General features: G+C 42.0%; 24 protein-coding genes. 5 read left to right on the top strand and 19 right to left on the bottom strand.

The window, feature by feature from the left end:
- Positions 1-15: 15 nt before the first annotated feature.
- Positions 16-2,262: a DEAD/DEAH box helicase gene (locus tag MHI16_RS10195; protein WP_061408318.1), complete on the bottom strand. Its 2,247-nt coding sequence runs from the start codon at positions 2,260-2,262 to the stop codon at positions 16-18.
- 160 nt (positions 2,263-2,422) lie between these two features.
- On the opposite strand from MHI16_RS10195, the gene MHI16_RS10200 reads away from it, so the two are divergent.
- On the top strand, positions 2,423-3,541 hold the full coding sequence (locus MHI16_RS10200; protein WP_235567057.1) for an NADH-dependent flavin oxidoreductase: 1,119 nt from the start codon (positions 2,423-2,425) through the stop codon (positions 3,539-3,541).
- 50 nt (positions 3,542-3,591) lie between these two features.
- Here the strand turns inward: MHI16_RS10200 and MHI16_RS10205 are convergent, their stop codons facing one another.
- On the bottom strand, positions 3,592-4,098 hold the full coding sequence (locus MHI16_RS10205; RefSeq protein ID WP_268465939.1) for a PTS glucose transporter subunit IIA: 507 nt from the start codon (positions 4,096-4,098) through the stop codon (positions 3,592-3,594).
- Between the two features lie 167 nt (positions 4,099-4,265).
- Here MHI16_RS10205 and MHI16_RS10210 point away from each other — a divergent pair, with 167 nt between their 5' ends.
- A complete protein-coding gene (locus tag MHI16_RS10210) occupies positions 4,266-4,685 on the top strand; it encodes an Hsp20/alpha crystallin family protein (RefSeq protein ID WP_003215994.1) in 420 nt (139 codons plus the stop codon).
- 20 nt (positions 4,686-4,705) lie between these two features.
- Here MHI16_RS10210 and MHI16_RS10215 read toward each other — a convergent pair whose 3' ends face one another.
- The 3 genes from MHI16_RS10215 to MHI16_RS10225 form a co-directional block, all read right to left on the bottom strand.
- Complete coding sequence (locus tag MHI16_RS10215; RefSeq protein ID WP_058014840.1) at positions 4,706-5,158, bottom strand: YppG family protein; 453 nt, start codon at positions 5,156-5,158, stop codon at positions 4,706-4,708.
- A gap of 106 nt (positions 5,159-5,264) precedes the next feature.
- Complete coding sequence (locus tag MHI16_RS10220) at positions 5,265-5,636, bottom strand: YppE family protein (RefSeq protein WP_044141136.1); 372 nt, start codon at positions 5,634-5,636, stop codon at positions 5,265-5,267.
- Between the two features lie 57 nt (positions 5,637-5,693).
- The gene (locus tag MHI16_RS10225; protein WP_223251159.1) at positions 5,694-5,927 is read right to left on the bottom strand and encodes a DUF5446 family protein; all 234 of its coding nucleotides are present in this window, start codon (positions 5,925-5,927) and stop codon (positions 5,694-5,696) included.
- Between the two features lie 196 nt (positions 5,928-6,123).
- Between MHI16_RS10225 and sspM the strand changes: the two genes are divergently transcribed.
- Complete coding sequence (gene sspM, locus MHI16_RS10230; protein WP_012010346.1) at positions 6,124-6,228, top strand: acid-soluble spore protein SspM; 105 nt, start codon at positions 6,124-6,126, stop codon at positions 6,226-6,228.
- Between the two features lie 23 nt (positions 6,229-6,251).
- On the opposite strand, the gene MHI16_RS10235 is transcribed toward sspM, so the two are convergent.
- A complete protein-coding gene (locus MHI16_RS10235; RefSeq protein WP_058014839.1) occupies positions 6,252-7,208 on the bottom strand; it encodes a DUF2515 domain-containing protein in 957 nt (318 codons plus the stop codon).
- A gap of 46 nt (positions 7,209-7,254) precedes the next feature.
- Between MHI16_RS10235 and recU the strand changes: the two genes are divergently transcribed.
- Positions 7,255-7,866 (top strand): Holliday junction resolvase RecU, encoded by a 612-nt coding sequence (recU, locus tag MHI16_RS10240; protein ID WP_058014838.1) that lies wholly within the window; start codon positions 7,255-7,257, stop codon positions 7,864-7,866.
- 43 nt (positions 7,867-7,909) lie between these two features.
- Positions 7,910-10,624, top strand: a complete 2,715-nt coding sequence (locus MHI16_RS10245) for a PBP1A family penicillin-binding protein (RefSeq protein WP_058014837.1) — start codon at positions 7,910-7,912, stop codon at positions 10,622-10,624.
- 34 nt (positions 10,625-10,658) lie between these two features.
- Here MHI16_RS10245 and MHI16_RS10250 read toward each other — a convergent pair whose 3' ends face one another.
- The 13 genes from MHI16_RS10250 to bshA all read right to left on the bottom strand — a co-directional run bounded on the left by MHI16_RS10250 (position 10,659) and on the right by bshA (position 23,335).
- A complete protein-coding gene (locus MHI16_RS10250) occupies positions 10,659-11,168 on the bottom strand; it encodes a YpoC family protein (RefSeq protein ID WP_058014836.1) in 510 nt (169 codons plus the stop codon).
- On the bottom strand, positions 11,165-11,827 hold the full coding sequence (gene nth, locus MHI16_RS10255) for an endonuclease III (RefSeq protein WP_012010351.1): 663 nt from the start codon (positions 11,825-11,827) through the stop codon (positions 11,165-11,167). Before nth ends, MHI16_RS10250 begins: the two co-directional genes overlap by 4 nt.
- A gap of 17 nt (positions 11,828-11,844) precedes the next feature.
- Positions 11,845-12,549 (bottom strand): DnaD domain-containing protein, encoded by a 705-nt coding sequence (locus tag MHI16_RS10260; protein WP_034661036.1) that lies wholly within the window; start codon positions 12,547-12,549, stop codon positions 11,845-11,847.
- A 98-nt stretch (positions 12,550-12,647) separates the two neighbouring features.
- Positions 12,648-13,940, bottom strand: a complete 1,293-nt coding sequence (asnS, locus tag MHI16_RS10265) for an asparagine--tRNA ligase (protein WP_088001079.1) — start codon at positions 13,938-13,940, stop codon at positions 12,648-12,650.
- A 115-nt stretch (positions 13,941-14,055) separates the two neighbouring features.
- Positions 14,056-14,541, bottom strand: coding sequence for a cell wall elongation/penicillin-binding protein regulator TseB (gene tseB / locus MHI16_RS10270; protein ID WP_058014835.1), 486 nt, complete (start codon positions 14,539-14,541; stop codon positions 14,056-14,058).
- A 12-nt stretch (positions 14,542-14,553) separates the two neighbouring features.
- Complete coding sequence (locus tag MHI16_RS10275; RefSeq protein ID WP_003215469.1) at positions 14,554-14,724, bottom strand: YpmA family protein; 171 nt, start codon at positions 14,722-14,724, stop codon at positions 14,554-14,556.
- Between the two features lie 132 nt (positions 14,725-14,856).
- The gene (gene dinG, locus MHI16_RS10280; RefSeq protein ID WP_058014834.1) at positions 14,857-17,649 is read right to left on the bottom strand and encodes an ATP-dependent DNA helicase DinG; all 2,793 of its coding nucleotides are present in this window, start codon (positions 17,647-17,649) and stop codon (positions 14,857-14,859) included.
- Positions 17,650-17,762: 113 nt separating this feature from the next.
- A complete protein-coding gene (gene panD, locus MHI16_RS10285; protein WP_058014833.1) occupies positions 17,763-18,146 on the bottom strand; it encodes an aspartate 1-decarboxylase in 384 nt (127 codons plus the stop codon).
- Positions 18,139-19,005, bottom strand: coding sequence for a pantoate--beta-alanine ligase (gene panC, locus MHI16_RS10290; protein WP_058014832.1), 867 nt, complete (start codon positions 19,003-19,005; stop codon positions 18,139-18,141). The genes panD and panC overlap by 8 nt, the downstream gene beginning before the upstream one ends.
- Positions 19,002-19,841 carry a 3-methyl-2-oxobutanoate hydroxymethyltransferase gene (gene panB / locus MHI16_RS10295; RefSeq protein WP_058014831.1) on the bottom strand — a complete coding sequence of 280 codons (840 nt, stop codon included), beginning with the start codon at positions 19,839-19,841 and terminating at the stop codon, positions 19,002-19,004. Before panB ends, panC begins: the two co-directional genes overlap by 4 nt.
- Positions 19,842-20,038: 197 nt before the next feature.
- Positions 20,039-21,022: a biotin--[acetyl-CoA-carboxylase] ligase gene (locus tag MHI16_RS10300; RefSeq protein ID WP_058014830.1), complete on the bottom strand. Its 984-nt coding sequence runs from the start codon at positions 21,020-21,022 to the stop codon at positions 20,039-20,041.
- On the bottom strand, positions 20,995-22,197 hold the full coding sequence (locus MHI16_RS10305; protein WP_058014829.1) for a CCA tRNA nucleotidyltransferase: 1,203 nt from the start codon (positions 22,195-22,197) through the stop codon (positions 20,995-20,997). Before MHI16_RS10305 ends, MHI16_RS10300 begins: the two co-directional genes overlap by 28 nt.
- Positions 22,190-23,335: an N-acetyl-alpha-D-glucosaminyl L-malate synthase BshA gene (gene bshA, locus MHI16_RS10310; protein WP_058014828.1), complete on the bottom strand. Its 1,146-nt coding sequence runs from the start codon at positions 23,333-23,335 to the stop codon at positions 22,190-22,192. The genes MHI16_RS10305 and bshA overlap by 8 nt, the downstream gene beginning before the upstream one ends.
- Between the last annotated feature and the right edge of the window lies 1 nt (position 23,336).

Consider the following 23,336-nt stretch of genomic DNA (forward strand, 5'->3'; position numbering starts at 1 on the left):
GTCCCCTCCTTTCCCTTAAAATACGGACATCAATTCAACGATGCTGCTTTTTCCGTTGACCTCTTTCATTTCCATGCCAATGCAGGATGGACAGCCATTGTCACAGCGGCACCGCTCAATGAGCTGAATGGCTGCGCCTGCTATTTCATCGAAGCGAGCTTGTACTTCCTTACTTAAGCCGATTCCGCCAGGGTAATGGTCATATAAAAAGACCGTCGGTTTTCCGGTATGTGCCGCTTTAATTTGTGAAACCACATGAATATCAGAACGGTCACACATCACAAAAGCAGGTACAATGTGCTGAAGAACATTTGCAATGCCTAGAAGCAGCTGTTCAAGAGTTTTCTCTTCAAATCTCCGCTCTGCCTCGTGTAATTCAAACCAAGCCGCACTCGTATGAATTTCTTCTTCCGGTAAGTGAATCGGTCCAGATCCGATATTTTCACCGGTACTCAGACGGATTTTTTTAAAAATCGTCGGCATTGCGTTGACGGTCACATCACCGTAGTGAACAGATACAGCTTCCTTCTCTGTCGTCTGATCGATTTCAAGCACCTTAAGTTGAACAGCTAAATTCGCATCTGTATAGTATTCTACATCTACTTGTTTCACATAAGCCTTCAGATGCTCGTAATCTAGCTTTTCCACTTGATACTGAACCCCTTCGTGTAAATAAATAGCCTCATCATGAAGAAGCGTCATCGCACTGAAACGGTCCATCTCGCCAATAATCCGAACATTCGCCACATCTGATTGATCCACAATTACGACATTTTCCTGGCTTGCAGACCGGAGGCTGATGCCATGCGCTGGGAACGATTGATCTGACCAATAATACCGGTTCCCGCTAAAATGGAGAACGCCTTCCTCATGTAAGTATTGCAAAATCTCTTCTACGTCCATGCCGCCAAACTGTTCATCCTCCCGAAACGGAAGCTCATAGGATGCACATTTTAAATGATCCACTAAGATAATGAGATTTTCAGGGTTAATTCTGGCAGCTTCAGGTGGTCTATTAAAGAAATATTCTGGGTGTCTGACAATATATTGGTCAAGGGGTGAGGAGCTTGCCACCATGATAATGAGTGCTTCCTCATGACGCCTTCCAGCACGGCCTGCCTGCTGCCATGTACTCGCTACACTGCCAGGATACCCGGTCATGATACAGACCTTTAGCTGACCTATGTCTACACCTAATTCTAGTGCGTTCGTACTGACGACACCTAGAATATCTCCTTCTCTCAATCCTTTTTCAATCACGCGCCGCTCTTTTGGTAAATAGCCTCCACGATATCCACGAATTGATTTTGGACCGATTTCTTTTTTCACTAGTTCTTGAATATGACTTAAAATCACTTCTACTCTTACTCTGCTTCTAGCAAAAACAATCGTTTGGATTTTTTCCTTTAAAAAAGTTTTAGCCAGTTGATTGACGACAGTGGCAGCACTTTGTCTAATATTTAGTGGTTTATTCACAACTGGCGGGTTGTAAAACACAAAATTCTTTTTACCGCTAGGTGCCCCGTTTCGCTCAATCAAATGCATCTTGCTTCCCGTTAGCTGCTGCGCAAGCTCTTTTGGATTTGCAATCGTTGCGGACGTACAAATGAAAATCGGATCACTTCCATAAAATGCACAAATTCGTTTTAACCTGCGAATCACATTGGCTACATGACTGCCAAATACGCCTCGATATGTATGAAGCTCGTCTATGACAATATACTTCAAATTCTCAAACAAGCTGACCCATTTCGTATGATGAGGCAAAATGGCTGAATGCAGCATATCCGGGTTTGTGATGACAATATGTCCTGCTTGTCTAACTCGCTGCCGAATGGCGGGTGAGGTATCCCCGTCATATGTTTCACTATGAATCGGAACATCCATCTCGTGGATGATCTCGTTAAGTTCACTCTTTTGGTCTTGTGCGAGCGCTTTTGTTGGGAATAAATAAAGGGAGCGGCTTGTCTGATCTTCTACGATCGACTGAAGGACAGGCAGATTGTAGCAAAGTGTTTTACCTGAAGCTGTTGGTGTGACAGTTACAACATGCTCCTCGTCCATCACACGTTCAAAGGCTTCCTTTTGATGAATGTAGAGTTCACTCACGCCTCGTTTCTCAAGCGCCTTTTTCAGCTTTTCGTTCACTCTTTCAGGCACTGGAGAGGTCTGTGCGGGCTTCGCTTCAATTTCATGCCAATGTTCTACCTGTTCATCTTTTTTTAATTCTTCTATGAGTTCGTTCATTGTTTTCTTTTTCATATCGCATCACCTCTCTTACATAGTGTACCGAATATTTGTTTGCATGACTAGGCGGCAATTTTTTGATGCGCAGCTTATGAGCAAATACTTTGAAGTGTTGTAACAGTATCTATTACACTTCTATAGTGAAATGATTTTATCAAGGAAGAAGATGATGAGAGTGAAAAACGAATTTAAGCCTTTATTTGAACCATTTACGTTTCCAGGAGGTGCGTCTATTAATGGCCGGTTAGTCGTTGCGCCAATGACACACTTCGGTTCTCACGAGGATGGCACCATTTCTAAAGAGGAAATTGATTTCATTACAGCTAGATCTAGTGAGATGGGCATGGTGATCACAGCATGTGCGAACGTGACTCCAGATGGTAAGGCATTTGAAGGACAGCCTTCTATCGCAAGAGATGAAGATATACCCGGTCTGAAAAAACTAGCTTCTGCGATTCAGGCAAAGGGAACAAAAGCCATCATTCAAATTCATCACGGCGGCTCTCAGGCTCTCCCTCACTTAGTTCCAAATGGTGATGTGGTTGCGCCAAGTGATGTGTTTAAAGATGGAAATCAGATTGCACGCGCTTTAAAAGAAGAGGAAATTGTCCATATCATTGACTCTTTTAAAGAAGCAGCAAGACGAGCGGTCGAAGCAGGATTTGACGGCGTGGAAATCCACGGTGCAAACGGTTATTTATTACAGCAATTTTACTCTCCGCATAGCAATCAGCGGACAGATCAGTGGGGAGGAAATGAAGAAAAGCGTCTAGCTTTCCCTATCGCTGTTGTGGATGCAGTGAAAGAGGCAATCGAAAAACATGCGACAAAACCGTTTATCTTTGGATATCGATTATCCCCTGAAGAACCAGAAACACCTGGTTTAACGATGACAGAGACGTTTACCTTAGTCGATGTTCTTAAAACTAAAAACCTTGATTATTTGCATATCTCTTTAATGGAGATTGACTCTAAAGCAAGACGCGGTGCAGATACGGATAAGACTCGGATGGAGCTGCTAAAGAATCGCTGCGGCGATACACTTCCGCTCATCGGCGTAGGCAGCGTGATTACAGCCGAAGATGCACTAAATGCCTATAACCAAGGAATTCCGCTTATCGCTGTCGCACGTGAACTGATCGTCGATCCAGATTGGGCAAAGAAGATTAAAGAAGGCAGAGAAAGCGAGATTGAAACTGTCATTAAACGAAGCCAAAAAGATCAGTATTTGATCCCAGAAGGATTGTGGTCTGTTATGGAAGCGAGTCAAGGCTGGGTTCCGATGGAAGATTAATGTCAGCAAAAAAACTACCCTCATGCGATTGGGTAGTTTTTTTGTCCTGATTATTTTAATTTAACGGTAAAAAGCTTAGATGTCTGTTTTTCAACAGATCCCTTTGGCTCTTTTTCGAGATGCTCGATCAAGTCAACATTCATAATGACAATCGGTGTCACTGTGCTTGACGCTTTCTCTTCAATCAGTTCTAAATCACACGTAATGAGAGGGTCACCGATCTTCACTTTATCTCCCTCTTTGATGTGCGCTTCAAATCCTTCACCATTTAATCCCACTGTTTCAAGTCCGATATGAATCAGAAGCTCAAGCCCTGAGAGTGTTCGAATGCCAATTGCATGTTTTGTATGGAAGAGCTGGATGATTTCACCCTCTACTGGTGACACAATCGTACCACTTTTTGGTTTGACTGCTACGCCGTCTCCCATCATCTTTTGAGAAAAAACAGGGTCTGGTACATCCGTCATATCCATTAACTCTCCATCAGCTGGAGAATAAATGATTTCTTCCTTTACATCATCTTGGTTTTTCCCGAAACCGAATAATTTTTTCAGCAATGTCAATTGCTCCCTTCAAGCTTTGCTTCTAGATCTATTCCGTGTATGAAACGATACGCTCATACACCTTGCTTCATTCAACACTATTTAATCATAATTTTTTCCTCTCATCAATTGATAACCGCCTGAGTCCTTTCTGCATAGGCTGTAGATGAGAGGTGATTCAAATGGAACATGAAGGCGAAAAGAAACATGAATTGCTGGCAAATGAAGATATTCTCTATGAAGCGATTGAACAATTTTTCGCATCCTCCCCGTTTCATGAGATATTAAATAGTGCGGAAGCGCTCATGACCACATCGCATTCACTTGCATCGATTACGACTGATGTGACAGAGGATGAGCAGTTTGTGTATATCGCAATCCAATTTCCTGACCATTTTGTTGAAGGCGATATCGCGCTAGAAGTAAAAGCCCAATATTTACACTTATCCGTGCAGGAAACAATCAAAACGGATACAACTTCCTCGTATTCGAGCTTTACAAAAACCATTTTAATGCCGGCAAAAATAGATGAAACGAACATGAAAAGCGTGTGGAAAGATCAAACGCTTCGTGTAACGGCACCAAAGCAAAGAGCCCAATAGATCCTTCTATTGGGTTTTCACTATGCTTTAAAAATGCTCGTAAATCCTTTCGCTAATGAGCCTACTTGATTCATCGTACTCATCATTTGCCCAGCTGTATCAAACATTTTGTTAAAGTCGAATTGTCCATTCGTTTTTTTGAATTGCGATAGCACACTTTTAAATTGAGATGATTGCTGTTTTTGCGGTCTGGGCAAAGGATAAGGGTTCATAGGCTGCTGCATGGGCATCATGCCTGGTGGCTGCATCTGGGGTTGATTGATCGCTTCGGGCGGCTGATAAGGCGGCCCATTTTCTTGGTATCCATAAGGCGGCTGATAGACAGCAGGTGATGCCTGGCTCATGCCACCTTGATGTGGCGGCATGAAATATTCTGGAGGCTGCGGAGGCTGCTGCTGCATTTCTGGATACGGAAAAGGCCCTTGATTGAATGGATTGAATTCATAAGGCTGCTGGTTTGAATAAGGGATCATATATCTCGCTCCTCTCGCTCTCAACACATAGTCTTGTCACTCATATATTATGATGAAGAACAGAAGATGTGCCTAAAGCAGCCATAAGAAAAACGCAGCGATGTCTTCAGCTGCGCTTGTTAATTTCTTCTATTAAAAGGTTCAGTGTGTAAATCACTGACTCAACTAAATTTTTCACACGGGGTGCATGCTGTTTGCCAAAATAAGATTGCAGGACAACCTCTTTCCCATTTTCTTTGACGGCTTCAAGCTGTTCTTCGTGTAAATATCTAGGTTTCGCCAGATGAATAAACGAGATCGCAGCAGTGAGCCACTCTTCCATTTTCTGATCAAATGTCTCAACGGCTGGCTGAATTTCAGTGTGAAAATCATAAACGGGGTATTCCTCTTCAGCCTTTCCCTTTTGGTACTGCTCATACGCCTCTTCGATCCATATTCTCAGCTCTTGTGTATGTTCAAGTAATGTTTGATTATCCAAAGTGTTCACCTCTATGAACCATCCTATCAAACGTTTACTTATTGCTCAAATAGAAAGCTACCCTGCGTGGTATGCCGGTCTTGCCGCCAGTTGATACTCAGCTGCGTGAATCTTCACTTCACAGTCCTTTACTTCCGATTCAAGCCGGTCTATCATTTGCTCTTGCTCTTCTATGGCTGCACGTGTTGTTTCGTTCACAGCAAGAGACAGCTCTTCTTCCACCGCATCAATTTTTCGCTCGATTTCCTCTAATAACTGCAAAATGGATTCTTTTGATACAAATTCGCTCATCATCAGATTCCTCCTTTATCGTCTCTCGTTACATTCTCTTTTCTTTCACACCCTCCTTCACACATGACAAAACTAGAAGCAAATCGCCAATCTAAGTGTAGATGAGCGCTATTTCTTCCTTTTCGACATATGCTTGTCCTTCTTTGTATGATTGCGTCCGATTGTGTAAATTCTAAGGACAAAGGAGGTAGATTTCATGAAAAAGCAGCCAGCACCAAAAGAGCAAAAACCAAAAGGGAAAGAAAACAGTACAGATCAGCTTGATAAAAAGCTCGGCGGTCCTAATCGACCATCTACGTAAAAAAAGCAGGTACCCCCTGCTTTTTATTTATGCAAAAAATAGTGCTCTAATGAGAAAAGAAAACGAAGCTGTCTTTTTTTATGAAAATACCAGTCGGTCAGCTCAATTTGTTTTGGCAGCGTCTCTGCATCAAACAAAGATGGGCTCAATTTCTTTTGAAACCAATCTTCTCTTTGATCGTCTAATGAATGTGTCATCACTGGATAAACAGTTCGAAGAAAAGGTGTTGACCTCCTAGCGATCCCTAAAAACGGCTCAAAATCAAACCGTGATCCGGTATGCGGAACAGTATGCAAAAAATGATAAAAATCCGAAAATAAATCGGCCCGAAATAATAGTTTCGCTAGTTTTTTCCCTAATGTAATACGCTCCTTTACGTGGGAAAACTTCTGTATGGTTAACCCGTACAAATGCCCGTCCACCGTTGGAAAAACAACGGTTTGAAAATGTCCCCACTCGCTGAACAGATATTGAATCGAGTGAAAAACATTCTTTTTCAGAAGAGGATTTTGTATAATAGGAGATTGTATAGTATATTGTTCATTTATGATGAGTGCATAAAGCAGGCGCTCTGTGTCACGCTTTAACCAAAATCGTTCCCACTCAGTGCTCATAAAACGAGATACAGAAAAATACGGAAGCAGATGAAACAAGGGTTTGCCGCACCGCTTAGACCATTCATACAAAAGAAGCTGAGGGTAAGCATCCGCAAAGATCAGCCAATTCGCTCTTTCATATGCTGTGAAAAAAAGGTGCCCCTCTTGATCTTTTAGACCTGGATGGAAGAGCTCGCCCTTTAGATCCGTCATAGACCATCCAGCATTTCTCGAGACAAAGGAAGCAAGCAGCGACCATTTCATCTCTGGATGACGGTCATAAAAGCGCTTGTAAGCATTTGTCCTCGTCAGGTTGTCTTTATTTTTCACTTTCGTTTCACGCAATATATGCTGAGTGATGATGTGCTCTTTTTGTGACAACATAGGTATCTCTCCAATACAAAATGCATTAAAAGGAGGCTGAAACTTGATGATTCGGTATCCAAACGGAAAATCGTATCAGCCCATTCAACCAATTGGGACAAAAAAAAGAATCAGCGGCGAATCCTCTTATAGTAACCGCGGGATGACGCTTGAGGCTGACTTAAATGAAACCAACCAGTACTATTTGGTCAACGGGATCGCAGTCATTCATAAAAAGCCTACCCCCGTTCAAATTGTGAATGTGGATTATCCAAAAAGAAGCGCTGCTGTGATCAAAGAAGCCTACTTTAAACAATCATCCACAACAGACTATAATGGAGTGTACAAAGGGCGCTATATCGATTTTGAAGCAAAGGAAACCAAAAGCACCACCTCGTTTCCGCTCAAAAATTTCCACGACCATCAAATTGAGCATATGAAACAGGTTGAAAAGCAAGGCGGTATTTGTTTCGTTATTATATCCGCATTTGGCTCCGTTTATTATTTGCCCGCTTCAGATCTCTTTTTCTTTTGGGAGCGGCAGAAGCTAAACGGCCGAAAATCCATTAGTAAAGACGAATTAGTGGAAGCAGGCCACTTAATGACACTTGGATATTCGCCAAGAATTGATTATATTAAAGTAGTGGAGACACTTCATTTTTCGGATGAAAGTGAGTAACAATGACGTTCGAAAAAGGTTTAACACGAAAGGTTGAGATGTGATGTCTGATCAATTTACAAGTCGTGAACAGCGACGTAAAGCAAGTCAAGAAAACAATAAGAAGCAAAAGAACAAAAAAGGCAAAAAGAAAGCAGGTCTATTTAAAAAAATATTTTTATCTTTACTCGTGATCGGTCTTCTATGTGTAGTGGCCGGAATCACAACTTTTGCCGTTTTTGCATCAAGCGCTCCTTCAATTGATGATAGTAAGCTCAAAACACCGTATTCTTCAAAGCTTTATGACATAGACAAGAAAGTGTTTGCAGAAGTCGGTGCGGAAAAAAGAACGTATGTCTCGATTAAAGATATACCTGATGTGGTAAAAGAAGCATTTATTGCAACGGAAGATGCACGTTTTTATAAACACCACGGGATTGACCCAATCCGTATTGGCGGTGCCCTTGTCGCAAACGTCGAGGACGGTTTTGGAGCTGAAGGTGGAAGTACAATTACACAGCAAGTTGTGAAAAACACTCTACTTAATAATCAAAAAACGTTAAAACGTAAAGTACAGGAAGTATGGCTCTCGATTCAGCTTGAGCAAAAGTACTCTAAAGATGAAATTTTAGAAATGTATTTAAACCGTATTTTCTTCTCGCCTTATGCCTATGGTGTTGGGAAAGCGGCTGAACAATTTTTCGGCGTGACAGATTTAAATAAACTAACTGTTGCACAGGCTGCCACACTTGCAGGTATGCCGCAGAGCCCTTCTGCTTATAACCCAGTGAAAAATCCTGAGGCAGCGGAAAAACGCCGTAATATCGTATTAGGCCTCATGAAAAAACAAGGCTATATTTCAGAGAAAGACTATGAAGTTGCAAAAGCAACCCCTGTCAAAAAGACCGTAGTCCCTGCTGATAAATATAAGAGCCAGAACTCAAGTAAGTATTCTGCTTACATTGAAGAAGTCATGGAAGAAGTACAGAAAAAAGCCAAAGTGGATGTATCAACAGATGGACTAAAAATCTATACATCACTTGATCGAAAAGCTCAGGATCACTTAGATGATATTATCAATGGGGATTCAGTTGGTTTTACGAAAGGTATGCAGGCGGGTGTCACCCTGCTTGATACGAAAAATGGTGAAATCCGAGCTATTGGCGGTGGACGTGATGTACCAGCTGGCGGCTTTAACTATGCGACAGATGCAAAACGTCAGCCAGGTTCAACGATCAAACCAATTTTAGATTACGGTCCTGTCATTGAAAACAAAAAATGGTCAACGTATCAGCAAATTGATGATGCGCCATATACGTACTCAAACGGTACACCGATTAATAACTTTGACAGAAGACATTTAGGGAAAATGTCGATGAGAAGTGCTTTGGCACAATCAAGAAACATCCCTGCCCTAAAGGCTTTCCAAGAAGCTGGCACAGACAATGCCGTTAAATTCGCTAATAACTTAGGTATGGACTTACCGTCTGACATTCCAGAGTCTTACTCAATCGGTGGATTTGACGATGGTGTCTCCTCCCTGAAGATGGCTGGAGCCTTTAGTGCATTCGGTAATAATGGATACTATAATGAACCGCATGCTGTCACATCTGTTGAATTTAATGACGGTACAAAGCTTGACCTTACGCCAGATTCCAAAGCGGCTATGAGTGATTACACAGCATTTATGGTCACAGATATGCTAAAAACTGCTGTCCAATCTGGAACTGGGACACTTGCACAAGTACCGAACGTTCAAGTAGCTGGTAAAACAGGTACAACGAACTTTACACAAGATGATATCAATAAATACAATATACCTTCTGGCGGTGCGAAAGATTCGTGGTTTGTTGGTTATACGCCGCAATATACAGCAGCCGTTTGGACTGGGATCGGTAACTCAAAAGATGCGGACGGCAAAATGTGGCTCACAGATTATGAGCAGCGTGTTGCCAAAATCGTCTTCCAGCGATTAATTTCTCAAATTGATGATGGAAGCGGCTCATTTGAAAAACCAGACAGTGTCGTTGAAGCTACGGTTGAAAAAGGATCGGATCCAGCGAAATTAGCCGGACCAAATACACCGAGCGATAAGAAGACAACAGAATACTTTGTAAAAGGAACGGTTCCGACAAAAGTGTCTGACACATATGAGAAAAAAGAAGCTGATAAGCCTTCTGACTTAAAAGCAGTGTATGATGAAGAGAAAAAATCCATCACACTGACTTGGGGCTATGATGACGACGCAGATGCTACATTTAATGTAAAACAAGCGGTTGATAACGGCGGCTATAAAGAGATTCAAAACAGTTCTGCTAAAGAAGCGGTCATCTCTGATGTGAAGCCTGGCTCTACTTATAAGTTCCAAGTGACAGCCACTGTTGAGGATGTTACAAGTAAAGCAGCTTCTACTTTCCTCACCATCAAGGATGATGAAGATGAGGAAGAAAAAGCAGATGATGAGAACAAAGAAGAAGAAGAACCTCAGCAGCCTGACGACGAGCAGACAGACCAGACTGACGATAACAAAAATCAACCCCCAGGCACTGATGAGCAAAAGCCAGATGATAAAAAAGATCAAGACAAAGATAAGGATCAGGATCAAGGCGGAAATACGGAAAACGGAAATAATGGTTCTTCCGATAATGGCTCAGACAGTACAAATGGGAACGGAAACTCACAAACTGACAATAAAGATAAAAAGAAAGATGATGCGAAAACCAACTCTCAAAGCTCAAATTCGCAATCAACTTCTCCTAATCGAAAAGAAAATGAATAATGAAAAGCACTTGCCTATATGGCAAGTGCTTTTTTTAACGGTTTTGTCTAATCTTTTTAAGTGCTTCATATTTTCCATACTGCTTTTTTAGTTCTGTGTATAGCTCGTCTAGTTGAATAAAGCAGTGATATTGAGTCGGTTTTAGCAAAATGAACTCTAAACGTTCTGTCCAATTAATAGGAGCAACAGGAAATGTCTCTTGCTTAATATGTTCCCAATCAAGCGTTTGAAGTCTCTCCCCTTTGATCCAGTAAAACACAGCAATCATACTGACAATCCCTTGCAGCATATCATCTTCTTCACACCGTGACTTTCTTGTTTGAAAACGAGGAAGCATTTTTTCTTTTAATTCATTCCACAGTTCGAACATCACAGGAACAAATTCTTCTGTGTTCTGCCATGGAAGTTCATTTGTAAGAAGTTCTGATGATAGATCATATGCGAGTGGATGCTCTCTAAGGATGTCTACTCGATCGCCTTTCATCTCTACCTTTTTCCCTTTTAATTTTTCGACATATGCGGAAAAAACAACTGCCCCGCTCATGCCAGCTTCACCAATCCTTTTTTCAGCCTTTTCTGCCCTTCTCTACACATATCAAGAAGCGGACAAGATTCGCACTGCGGACGCTGCGCCTTGCAGTGATATCTACCAAAAAAGATTAGGCGGTGATGCGTCACAGACCAATCTTCTTCTGGCACTTTTTTCATTAAAGTTTGTTCTACTTCGAGAACTGAATCCTTCCAGCGGCAGATTCCAAGTCGCTTGCTGACACGTTCCACATGTGTATCCACTGCAATTGCCGGCACCCCAAAAGCGACCGAAACGACGACATTTGCTGTTTTCCGGCCCACCCCAGGAAGCTTCACAAGTTCGTCCCGATCTTTTGGCACCTCGCCGCCATATTCTTCAATCAGCATTTTGCTCAACTTTTGAATGTTTTTGGCTTTATTTCGATAAAGGCCAATCGAACGAATATCTTGCTGCAATTCTTCAAGCGGTACACTTAAATAGTCTTCTGGTGTTTTATATTTTTGAAATAACGTTTTGGTCACTTTGTTGACAAGCACGTCTGTACACTGCGCAGAGAGTGCTACAGCGATCACAAGTTCAAATGGATTGGAATGAACAAGCTCACACTCAGCTTCTGGAAACATATCTCCTATAATATCTAAACATTCATTGATTTGTTTTTTTGATAACATGACTTCTCCTTTATTGGTTATTGCTCCAGCCAATTATAAAAAGGAACTTGTCGCTTATATGTTGACGTCTCTTCTTTTGAAGGTGGCGCTTTTTGCTGAGAACGGAAATGCTGGCTATGCTCTTTTGCTTCTTCCGCTGTTTTCAGCCCTTTCTTTTTCCACTCAAACAGAATTCGGTCGATATAACGGAAATTTAATTTTCCTGATAAAACCGCTTCTCTTAATGCTAGGCGGATCATTTCAGCATCATGATGGTCTTGATCCATCCAAATCGAGAGTGTTTCTCCTTCAAGTGGGGACAGTGGTCTGCCAAATTCATCTTCAAATAAAGCATATAAAGACTTTTCAGCCTGTACATGAAGTTTTTGACCTTCCTTCGCTTGTTTTGCCTCTAGAAAGTCATACAGCACGCCCCATAAAGGCTCAACTGAGTAACGGTCATGCTGAATACCAGACCCGTCTTCAAACGGCTGAATCGAAATAAATCCTTTTTGAATTAAATGCTGAACCATATACGCACACTCTTCAGCTGAAATGGTCATGCCATGGGATAGCTCTTCAAACGTTTGAAAGAACACACCTTGTTCTTCATTCATTTTAATCTTAAGCATCACCATCATTTGTGATTCATTCAGTCCTAACTGCTCATAATGAGCAATCAGCAAATTAGGCAAACTAGTCGAGCCCATTTGCTGCATATTAATAAATTGCTGCCTATTCATCGGATACACCTCTTCACTTTAAGTATATCACGTTTTATTTCACGTGCCCCTTCAAAAAACGTTTGAAAAAGCCTCCATATGTTGGAGGCTTTCACGTCTTAAGGATATAAACGGTTTAATAATCTTGGGAAAGGAATGGTTTCACGCACATGCGGCGCTCCACTAATCCAAGCAACTGTACGTTCAAGTCCAAGACCAAAACCTGAATGCGGTACAGAACCATATTGTCTTAATTCTGTGTACCATTTATAAGTTTCTTGATCTAGGCCATGTTCTTTCAATCTTGCTTCAAGCAGCTCTAGATCATGGACACGCTCAGAACCGCCAATGATCTCTCCGTAGCCTTCTGGTGCAATCAAGTCTGCACAAAGAACGACATCATCACGATCTGGTGCAGGCTGCATGTAAAATGGCTTTAATGATGTTGGATAATGAGTGATAAACACCGGTTTATCGTAGCTTTCAGCGATCGCTGTTTCGTGAGGCGCGCCGAAGTCATCTCCCCATTCAATATCGTCAAATCCTTTTTCTTGCAAGAATTTAATTGCTTCATCGTAAGTGATGCGCGGGAATGGTGCTTTGATATTTTCTAATTTTGCTGTATCACGGCCAAGTGTATGCAGTTCCACTTTACAGTTTTCAAGTACACTTTGAACCACATGAGTCACATAATTTTCTTGATACTCAAGGTTTTCATTGAATTCGACAAAAGCCATCTCAGGCTCGATCATCCAAAACTCAATTAAATGACGTTTTGTTTTAGATTTTTCAGCTCTAAATGTTGGGCCGAATGAGAATACTTTTCCGAGTGCCATTGCCGCAGCTTCCATGTAAAGCTGTCCACTTTGAGAAAGGTACGCATCTTCATCAAAATATTTCGTTGCAAACAGCTCCGTTGTACCCTCAGGTGCACTTCCAGTTAAAATTGGCGGGTCTACTTTCACGAAGCCTTCTTGATGGAAGAATTCATATGTAGCACGAATGATTTCATTACGAATTTTCATAATAGCATGCTGCTTTTTAGAACGAAGCCATAAATGACGGTGATCCATTAAGAATTCTGTTCCATGCTCTTTTGGTGTAATCGGGTAGTCAGTTGCTTCGTGAATCACTTCAATGGATTTCACTTGCAATTCAAAACCAAGAGGTGAACGCTCGTCTTTTGTTACTTGTCCTGTCACATAGACAGATGTTTCTTGAGTAACTGATTTCGCAAGCTTAAAGACTTCCTCTTCCACTTCTGCTTTTACTACAACTCCTTGAATAAAGCCTGTCCCGTCACGCAGCTGCAAGAATGCAATTTTACCGCTTGAACGTTTATTGGCAATCCATGCGCCGATGGTTACATCTTCATCGACATGTTTGAACACTTGATTAATCGTTGTTTTCAACATAATTCCCTCCAAAGCCAGAAAGAAGCTCACCTTTTCGATAGGTGTGATTCTTTTTTCATACATTTTATTATAACCGTTCTAAATCAGCATGGTCAACGCAAGACAGGAGAAACTACGGCGTTACATTTTTTTCCACGTGTCCTGTCGAGAAATCGACATAGCTAAAGCTGTATTGATTGTTTTCATTTAAGTACGTCACTTCCCAAAGGAGTACGTCACCTTCTCTTGCTAATTGAACGTCCTTTAGCTTAGAGACCGTGTTCTCCTTTTGAACGGCTTGTACTGCTTGATTTGAGGTAATGCCTTCTTTTTCTTTTTTTGCGATCACTTTTTCTTTTTTGCTGGCAGGTACCCAAACATAGGTTGTTTCGTTTTGTTTGTTTTTCCCTTCAACAATAAATTGTTTTTCTTTTCCAACAAAAGTTTCTACTTGCTCCACTTGTACGATGTTTGCTTGTTTTTTTGCTCGTTCAATCGCCGCCTCATGACCTTGTTCTTTTTGTCCCATGGCAATCTGATAAATCCACGTAAAGCTGATGATACCAATGAGCAAAACGAGAGCCACAATGGATGAGATGATCCAGACTATTTTTTTCATGTCAAGCTTCCCCTATGTGCGATATATTGTAAATATCGCTTGATTTTGATCTTCTTGATCTAATGCCAATCCAAACATGAGATCTTCTCTTTTAAGCGTTCTGTTCAATAAGTCAACAATTTTATACAGGTCTTCTGAATGCTTAATGTGAACAGTTGAAAGTACCTCTATTTTACTTTCCACTTCTAATTCCTCCTCGGTACGTAAATATTGTTAGTCATACTTTTCGGCACGGAAACCGATACTATTTTTACAACGGAACACAAAAAGCCGTTACGATAAATTAACTCCAAACCCACATCAGCTAAAGGCCGCTTATGACAGCGGCTTTTCGTTTTTGAGTTTCTCTATATACGCCTCAAGTGATTCTTTTGACATCTCGTGGACTGGCGCATGAGGGAGTGATTCTAAAAATAGCTTTCCATATGACGCGGTTTTCACTCGGCGGTCTAAAATGAGCAATGTCCCTATGTCTTTTTCAGAGCGCAGCAAGCGTCCTGCACCTTGTTTAAAGGTTAACACAGCTTCTGGGAGAGCAACGGCTTTAAACGGGTTCTTCCCCTGTTTTTTAGCGGCATCACATTTTGCTTCAATGAGCGGTGAATCAGGCGGCCGAAACGGAAGACGTGCCATAATAACTGTTGTCAGCTCTGATCCAGGAAAATCGACACCTTCCCAAAAACTACCCGTACCAAGTAAAATTGCATGTTTTGCTAATTTGAACATCTTCGTTAATTTAACAGGACTACCGCCCGTCAGACCTTGGGCAAAAAGGGCGGCTTGCATCCCTTCTGTTTTCAGTTCATCATACACTGCTTTTAACATCTCATGTGAATTAAACAACACCAATATTTTCGCTTGTTGCTGCTTTTCCATTATCTTAATGTACCGTACTGCTTGCTTTACATAGTCACGCTCATCACGGTTCGTAATCGGCGGCATATCAGCTGGTACAATCACCTTGAGCTGTTTCTCAAGTTCAAACGGTGACTCAATCTGTACAAGATGCGGATAAAAATCTTGCAGACCAAATCGTTCTAAGCAATAATCAAAACGACCATTAATTGTGAGTGTCCCTGATGTGAGGACAACACTTTTTTTGTTCATAAAAAATCGATCCGCTAAAAGCTCGCCGGTATCTAGCGGCTGTGCATGCATAAAGACAGCATTTTTGGCACCCTTTGCATCGATCTCAATCCAAACCGTTTCATCGTTTTTCGGTTCAAAAATGAACCGGTACAGCGTACTGCAAAATGTATGCATAAACGACATCACTTGATCGTATTCCTCTGCTTCAAACGCAAAGTGTTCTGTCAGCTGATCACTTTTTTGAACAAGCTCGCTTTTTTGCTGTTCATACAGCTTTTCACAAGCAATTAACAAGGAACAAAGCTTACTTGCCGTCTCTTTAATCCGTTTCCACTGCGCATGCTTCGACTGATGACGTACTCTATGAATGAGACGATTGATGTCTGCTTTTGGTTTTGTCCTTTTCACAAAAGAATGAACGGTACTAAAGAAGGCGTCACTTTCCATTTGAAGCTGCTGAAGATACTCATCCATTTCGATAAAGGTGTCCGTCTGTAAGCCGGCACCGTGAAATCTCTTTTTCAGCTTCTTTAACAGACCGCCCTGTAATGAGCCAAGCTGCGTTAATTTCGCATGAAGCTGGATATACGACGCACTATCCCCTAGCGTTTCATTGGCTGTTTTCTCAAATTGGTGAGCCTCGTCAATCACATATACGTCTGCATGCTGAAAGATAGATGATGCTTCCGTTTGTGATAAGAGCAGGCGATGATTCGTTAAAATTAAATCAGCTGTTTTCGCCCTTCTTTTTGCACGCTCATAAAAGCAGTATTCCTTAAAGCGGCGCTTTTTCGATGTAAACGGCATGTGCACACACGAAATCCGGTCTTTTATATTGGCAGCTCCTGAAGGTAAATTTAGTTCAGATAAATCACCCGTTTCTGTCACAAGGAGCCACATTAATATTTGCGCCTTCGTTAAGACCACATCATAGTTATCATCTTCCTCATGCAGCACATGCTCAAACTTATCTAAGCAAATATAATGCGCCCGACCTTTGAATACACAGGCTGCTGGCTCAAATGGAAGCAATTGATTTAAAATCGGCACATCACGCTGAAGCATTTGCTGCTGCAAAAGAATGGAATATGTACTAATAATGACAGGTTTTCCTGATTTTTTTGCTTCTAATGCGGCTGGTATGAGGTATGCCAGCGTTTTTCCAATACCTGGTGCCGCTTCAATTAAAGCATAAGCTCTTTCATGAAACACATCTCTTACTTTATTCATCATCTTGAGCTGGCCTTCTCTTACTTCATAGCCTACCACCGTTTGGGGCAGCTTCTTTTTGATCTCCTCAAACAGCTGTTCATCGTCTTCCCCTACTGAATCTGTCGTATCCTTTTCAGAATTGGTGACATCTTTAACAGCAAAAGAGCCTACTTCTACCAAAGAATCTTCACGGCTGGCATCACTCATTTCAAGCTGCTGGATTAAAAATCCAATATCACTTAAGAGATAAGAGGATAATCTGCGCAGCTGCTTAAGCACATTTGACGGCGTATGTGTTAATTGATGGAGTAAGGTTAAAAATAACATGGCAGTAACTTCCGCATCACTATCCGCCCTGTGCGGGTGGTCATGTGGAAGCATGAGCTCTTCACTTAATTCAGTGAGCTTATAGCCTTCAAGCTCTGGATAAAGAATTCTAGAAATTTCAACTGTATCAATCGCTAGCACATCCAGCTCATTTTTCCCGCATGCTTTTAGTTCATCATTTAAAAAGTTCAAGTCAAAATGAACATTGTGCGCAACAAAATAAGCGCCTTGAATGAGATCATACACCTCTTGGGCAATGTCCTCAAAAAACACTGCATCGTCTACCATATGCTGCTGAATGCCTGTCAGCTGTTCAATAAATCCAGGGATCGTTTTTCCCGGGTTCACATATTTTGAATACCGTTCGACAATTTGTCCATTTTCAATGACCACCGCAGCAATTTGAATGATTTTATCACCCTTCTTAGGTGAATTTCCGGTGGTTTCAATATCAACGACAACAAACCTTTGATCGGCCATAAAATGGACACCTCAATTCCTCGTTCCACTCAAAGTGAAACACGCTCTGGGCAAAAATAGCTGAAACAGAACAGCTTCTTTGCTTAAACTGTTCTGTTTCATTGGAGCATGCGTTATAAAATCGTTCTCGCAGGCTCTTGCCCAATCATTTGTTCAATTTGATTTTCTTTATTTAACACGACCACTTTTGGTGTATGTGTCTTTGCTTCTTCTTCTGAAAGCATCCCATAAGCGATAATAATCACTTCATCCCCCGGCTGAACCAATCTTGCTGCTGCGCCATTTAGACAAATGACACCGCTCTTTCTTTGACCGGGAATAATATATGTTTCAAGTCTCGCGCCATTATGATTATTGACAATCTGTACTTTCTCATTTGCCATCATACCTGCCGCATCAAGTAAATCTTCGTCAATGGTGATGCTTCCTACATAATGTAAGTTTGCTTCTGTTACTGTCGCTTTATGAAGTTTAGAAGTCATAAAGGTTCTATACATGCTTTTCACCGCTTTCAGGAACATGGAATATCACATTATCAATCAGTCTTGCCCGTGAGAATTTCACCGCAATCGCAATGATGACCTGACCTGCTAACTGCTGAAGCGGCTCAAGCTCTGGATAAGAGTAAATCTCAATATAATCAATTTCCCCGCTAGTTTGAAGAATTTCCTCTTCTACCAACTGATAAATGCGACTGACGTCACGTTCACCTTTTTCAACCGCTGACTGTCCTTTTTTCAATGCGCGGTACAAAGCAGGAGCTTCTTGTCTTTCTTTATCAGACAAGTACACATTTCTTGAACTTTTCGCTAAACCGTCTTCTTCCCTAACTGTCGGCACTGAGACGAGGTGAAGATCAAAGAAGAAATCCTTGATCATCGCATCGATCACAGCGACTTGCTGTGCATCCTTTAGACCAAAGTATACATTTGTTGGTGCTACAAGATGAAATAGCTTTGTAAGCACAGTAACAACACCGTTGAAATGTCCTGGACGTTTTTTCCCGCATAAGACATCAGTTCGCTTTTGAACCGTCATCGTGATCGATGGTTCATTTGGATACATTTCTTTCACATCAGGTGTAAATAAAATATCTACCCCTGCTTCTTCTGCAAGGCGCTGATCTCTTTCCATATCCCTTGGATAGGATTCAAAGTCTTCGTTCGGTCCAAATTGCAAAGGATTGACAAAAATACTCATTACCACAATGTCATTTTGATCCCTTGCTTCTTTCGCAAGCGTCAGATGTCCTTCATGAAGAAAGCCCATCGTTGGGACAAAGCCGATGGAATGCTGTTTTTCTTGATGCAACTTGATCAATTCCTTCAACTCGTGAATATGGGTGACAACGTTCATTTTTTGATACCCCCATATAAACCATCAAGGACTTCTTCTTTGATATGAAATGTATGCTTGTCTTCTGGAAATGTGTGTGCTTTTACTTCTTTTGTATATTGAATAAGCGCTTCTTCTAATACAGTATCAATTTGCGCGTATTGTTTCACAAACTTAGGTGTTCTAGACACGCCGTATCCTACCACATCATGGTAAACGAGAACTTGTCCGTCTGCCTCAGCCCCTGCACCAATCCCGATCACAGGAATCTTCAGCATGTCGGTAATTCGTTTTGTCAGTTCACCAGGTACGCATTCAAGCACAAGTGCAATCGCACCCGCTTCCTCACATTTTAAGCTGTCTTCTATCAATTTCTGCGCACTTTCGTGGTCTTTTCCTTGCACTTTATACCCGCCAAGTACTCCAACTGACTGAGGTGTGAGGCCTAAATGACTGACGACAGGAATTCCGCCTCTTGTAAGGGCTTGAATGGATTCAAATACTCCATCTCCACCTTCTAGCTTTAAGGCATCCGCACCGCTTTCTTGCATGATGCGTGCTGCGTTTTTCAATGTTTCTGCTAATGAATAATGGTAAGACATAAATGGCATATCCGTCACAATAAATGTGTCTTTTGCGCCTCTTTTCACTGCTTTTGTGTGATGAATCATGTCATCGATCGTGACTTGTACTGTCGAATCTAATCCAAGTACAACCATCCCAAGTGAATCACCGACTAAGATCATGTCGACTTCCGCTTTTTCTGCTTGCTTTGCAGATGGATAGTCGTATGCTGTCAGCATTACAATTGGTTCATTTTGTTCTTTCATTTTGAAAAAATCTAGCTTTGTCTTCATTTGTTCCTCCTCATTCTGGAGAGGAGATGGCTTGCCTCACATCACATGTTTTGATCTCTCATGCGCGGCGAATCATCCCTCTGTCCAAGTCCCTTAGGATCAAGGCAGAAATTCATCAAATTTTTGTTTCTAACAGGTACAGCTCTTTTCAGATACTGCCCACACGAAGTATATCAAAAATGTGCCGGGTGTTCCACTTAAGTTGACTTGATCTCGATGTCTGCGGAGTAGATTTTTTGGATCCCTTCCTCCGTTTCAAGCAATAAAACACCTTCTTCATTGATTCCGAGCGCTTTTCCAGTGTATTGCCCATTGACGGTACGGGCCACAATATGCTGACCGATCGTCATCGCAAACGATTCCCACAATTGTTTAATGGGCGCAAATCCATGGTTCATATAATCAGCATACCTTTTTTCAAATGTGAACATGATCTGTTGGATGAGCGCAGCACGGTCCACTTTTTCATTCAGTTCCATTCGCATGCTCGTAGCGACATCCTCTAGTTCATCCGGAAAGTCATCTGCCGTTTGATTCACATTAATGCCCGGTCCAATAATCACAGCATGAACCTGATCCGCCTCTGCTTTTAATTCAGTCAAAATACCAACGACTTTTTTCCCGTTTAGCAAAATATCATTTGGCCATTTAATAGAGGGGCTGAGTCCTGTTTGCTCTGCAATAGCTTCTGCGATGGCTACAGATGCCAAAAGCGTCATCTGCGGCGCTTTGTGCAGCGGAATTTCAGGGCGTAGAATGAGACTCATCCAAATGCCTGTCCCATTTGGTGAATGCCACGTTCTTTGAAGGCGGCCTTTCCCGTTTGTCTGATGATCACTGACAACGAGCGTGCCGTGGGGCGCACCTTCATTTACAAGATCATGGGCAATCAGCTGTGTGGAGGCGACTTCTTTCTGAAAATAAATGTGTCTGCCAAAGCACTCTGTGTCGAGACCAAACAGAATTTCGTCCTCACTAATTTTGTCTGGTTTACGTAGCAGACGATATCCTTTTCTTCTGACGGCTTCTACCTCATAGCCTTCTTTTCTGAGGTCCTCTATATGCTTCCAGACAGCCGTTCGAGAACAGCCAAGCTCATCACATATTTGCTGACTTGAAACAAAGTCCTGACTAGATGCTGTAAATAGTTCGATTAATCGTTTTCTAATTGCTGATCGCATGCTGTAAGCCACTCCTCTATGGCTTCTTTTCGGTTTTCCAAATGATTGTGCAGAACGGCATTTTTCACCAAATTAAGCTCTTCTGCGATCCATTTTCCTGATGTCTTTTGCCGAAAGGCCATTAAATCTTTACCTGAAACAGTGAGGTCTTGAAGCGTTTTAATCGGCAGTGCATCATAAGAACGCTTCGCAGCCTCCAGCTCGTCAAAGAAAATGCGGCGCTCGTGTTTTAGCTGTGTGATCTTCAAGCTAGATAAGAGCACGTGTTCACCAGCCTCGAACATCTTCTCCGCATCCCAGTCACAATCGACGTATCGGCTAATGGCCACCGCGTCTTTTAATAGCTTTGTTGACAGCTTCCATTCTTTTAAGAAGAGCACAGCCTCCTCTTCATCTAAGCCAAGCAAATGGATAACAGCTCCCCATACTTCTTCCAGTCCATCCAGTAAATAATACGGAAATGACTGAAAAGATTCTTGTAGACGATCCTTTTTGAAACCCGGCAATTCTTCATACAATTTGGTAGAAATGAGCACTTTGATCGCCCGCTCACAATAACGTCCTTTTAAAAGCTTTTCCATTTCAATCTTTTTGCGTTCAACGGATATGTTGGCAAGGAGATGCTTATCTTTTTCCATTGCCTCAGCCGTTTCTGCAGCGAGCTTAAAGCCAAGCTGGCTTAAAAAACGGACCGCTCTCATCATCCGAAGCGCATCTTCTTGAAAGCGGCACGCAGGATCTCCTACGGTTTGAATTCGTTTCCGCTCAATATCTTGTTTGCCCCCTACATGGTCAATGATCTCCCCATTTATATCCATGGCCATCGCATTGATCGTTAAATCTCTTCTTAAAAGATCTTCCTTCAAGGATGTGATAAACGCCACTTCTTTCGGTCTGCGAAAATCTTCATATTCTGATTCAGTTCGAAACGTTGTCACCTCATAGCTAATCCCATCATGTAACACAATGACAGTGCCATGCTCTTTGCCAACATCAACTGTTTTTTCAAATAAAGACTCGACCGTATCAGGCGTTGCATCCGTTGCTATATCGATATCGCCGATTTCCCTGCCTAAAAGGACATCTCTCACTGCTCCGCCGACAAAGTAAGCCTGATGCCCATGTTCGTGCAGTGTATGTAAAATAGGGATCGCATGTGTGAATGGTTCATTCATGTTCATCATCACCTTCGATCAATTCTAGGTAAAGCTCTTCATATTCACTCACAATTTTTTCAGAAGAGAAATGGGCTTGAACGCTAGACTGGGCTGCCGCCGACACTTGCTCATGAAGCGCTTTGTCTTTCAGTATAGAGACTGCGTGTTTAGCTGCCGCTTCTATATCGCCGAGCGGGACAAGGAAACCTGTTTCTCCATGTGTAATGACTTCTGGAATCCCGCCAACATCAGTCCCAATACATGGGACACCGCATGCCATTGCCTCAAGAAGCACAAGTCCGAAGCTCTCTTTCTCAGATAGAAGCAGCTTCAAATCACTGATGGAATACAGCTCTTCTACTTTCTCTTGCTTACCTAAAAATAACACGCGGTCTGTCAGCCCTAGCTTTTTCACGAGTTCGCAAACAACCGATTTTTCTGGACCGTCCCCAATGAGCAGCAGTTTTGCATTCACCTGTTCAGTAATTTTTTTAAACACATGAATGACATCATGCACCCGCTTCACCTTGCGGAAATTCGATACATGGATGACGACCTTTTCATCATGTAAAAGACCATAGTGTCTCTTCAGCACATCGTGATCTTCACGCAAGTATACACGCTCATCGACGAAATTATGGATTGTTTCGATCTTTTTATTTGGTTTGATGAGGTCGTACGTCTGCGCAGCTAATGAATGCGACACCGCCGTTACCCGGTCTGATGATTCGATCGCAAAGCGAATGACTTCCTTTAGTGATGGATCATAGCCTAATACCGTAATATCCGTCCCATGAAGCGTCGTGACGACTTTTACAGAGTGTCCCATCATTTGCTTTGCTAAGTACGCACAGACGGCGTGAGGCACCGCATAGTGCGCGTGAATAATATCAAGTTTCTCTCGTCTTGCGACTTCTGCCAATTTACTTGCTAATGCAAGGTCATAAGGCGGATATTGGAAAACAGCGTATTGATTGACATCCACCTCATGAAAATAAATATTCGGATACACTTTATTGAGCCTAAACGGAATACTTGAGGTAATGAAATGAACATCGTGCCCTTTTTCAGCTAAACGTTTTCCAAGTTCCGTCGCAATAATGCCAGAGCCGCCGACACTTGGATAACAAGTGATTCCGACCTTCAGTTTTTTCATA

It is taken from the genome of Bacillus sp. FSL K6-0923 (assembly GCF_038630825.1).
Lineage (GTDB): Bacteria > Bacillota > Bacilli > Bacillales > Bacillaceae > Bacillus > Bacillus pumilus.

Excerpts from the sequence above, each read along its gene's own strand:
- nth (WP_012010351.1), bottom strand. The coding sequence starts at position 11,827 with ATGTTATCAAAAAAACAAATCAATGAATGTTTAGATATTATAGGAGAT.
- tseB (WP_058014835.1), bottom strand. The coding sequence starts at position 14,541 with ATGAAAAAAATAGTCTGGATCATCTCATCCATTGTGGCTCTCGTTTTG.
- MHI16_RS10195 (WP_061408318.1), bottom strand. The coding sequence starts at position 2,262 with ATGAAAAAGAAAACAATGAACGAACTCATAGAAGAATTAAAAAAAGAT.
- MHI16_RS10260 (WP_034661036.1), bottom strand. The coding sequence starts at position 12,549 with ATGAATAGGCAGCAATTTATTAATATGCAGCAAATGGGCTCGACTAGT.
- panD (WP_058014833.1), bottom strand. The coding sequence starts at position 18,146 with ATGTATAGAACCTTTATGACTTCTAAACTTCATAAAGCGACAGTAACA.
- MHI16_RS10305 (WP_058014829.1), bottom strand. The coding sequence starts at position 22,197 with ATGAATGAACCATTCACACATGCGATCCCTATTTTACATACACTGCAC.
- MHI16_RS10300 (WP_058014830.1), bottom strand. The coding sequence starts at position 21,022 with ATGCGATCAGCAATTAGAAAACGATTAATCGAACTATTTACAGCATCT.
- panB (WP_058014831.1), bottom strand. The coding sequence starts at position 19,841 with ATGAAGACAAAGCTAGATTTTTTCAAAATGAAAGAACAAAATGAACCA.
- MHI16_RS10235 (WP_058014839.1), bottom strand. The coding sequence starts at position 7,208 with ATGTTGTCACAAAAAGAGCACATCATCACTCAGCATATATTGCGTGAA.
- sspM (WP_012010346.1), top strand. The coding sequence starts at position 6,124 with ATGAAAAAGCAGCCAGCACCAAAAGAGCAAAAACCAAAAGGGAAAGAA.
- MHI16_RS10245 (WP_058014837.1), top strand. The coding sequence starts at position 7,910 with ATGTCTGATCAATTTACAAGTCGTGAACAGCGACGTAAAGCAAGTCAA.
- panC (WP_058014832.1), bottom strand. The coding sequence starts at position 19,005 with ATGAACGTTGTCACCCATATTCACGAGTTGAAGGAATTGATCAAGTTG.
- MHI16_RS10215 (WP_058014840.1), bottom strand. The coding sequence starts at position 5,158 with ATGATCCCTTATTCAAACCAGCAGCCTTATGAATTCAATCCATTCAAT.
- MHI16_RS10210 (WP_003215994.1), top strand. The coding sequence starts at position 4,266 with ATGGAACATGAAGGCGAAAAGAAACATGAATTGCTGGCAAATGAAGAT.
- MHI16_RS10225 (WP_223251159.1), bottom strand. The coding sequence starts at position 5,927 with ATGAGCGAATTTGTATCAAAAGAATCCATTTTGCAGTTATTAGAGGAA.
- recU (WP_058014838.1), top strand. The coding sequence starts at position 7,255 with ATGATTCGGTATCCAAACGGAAAATCGTATCAGCCCATTCAACCAATT.
- dinG (WP_058014834.1), bottom strand. The coding sequence starts at position 17,649 with ATGGCCGATCAAAGGTTTGTTGTCGTTGATATTGAAACCACCGGAAAT.
- MHI16_RS10250 (WP_058014836.1), bottom strand. The coding sequence starts at position 11,168 with ATGAGCGGGGCAGTTGTTTTTTCCGCATATGTCGAAAAATTAAAAGGG.
- bshA (WP_058014828.1), bottom strand. The coding sequence starts at position 23,335 with ATGAAAAAACTGAAGGTCGGAATCACTTGTTATCCAAGTGTCGGCGGC.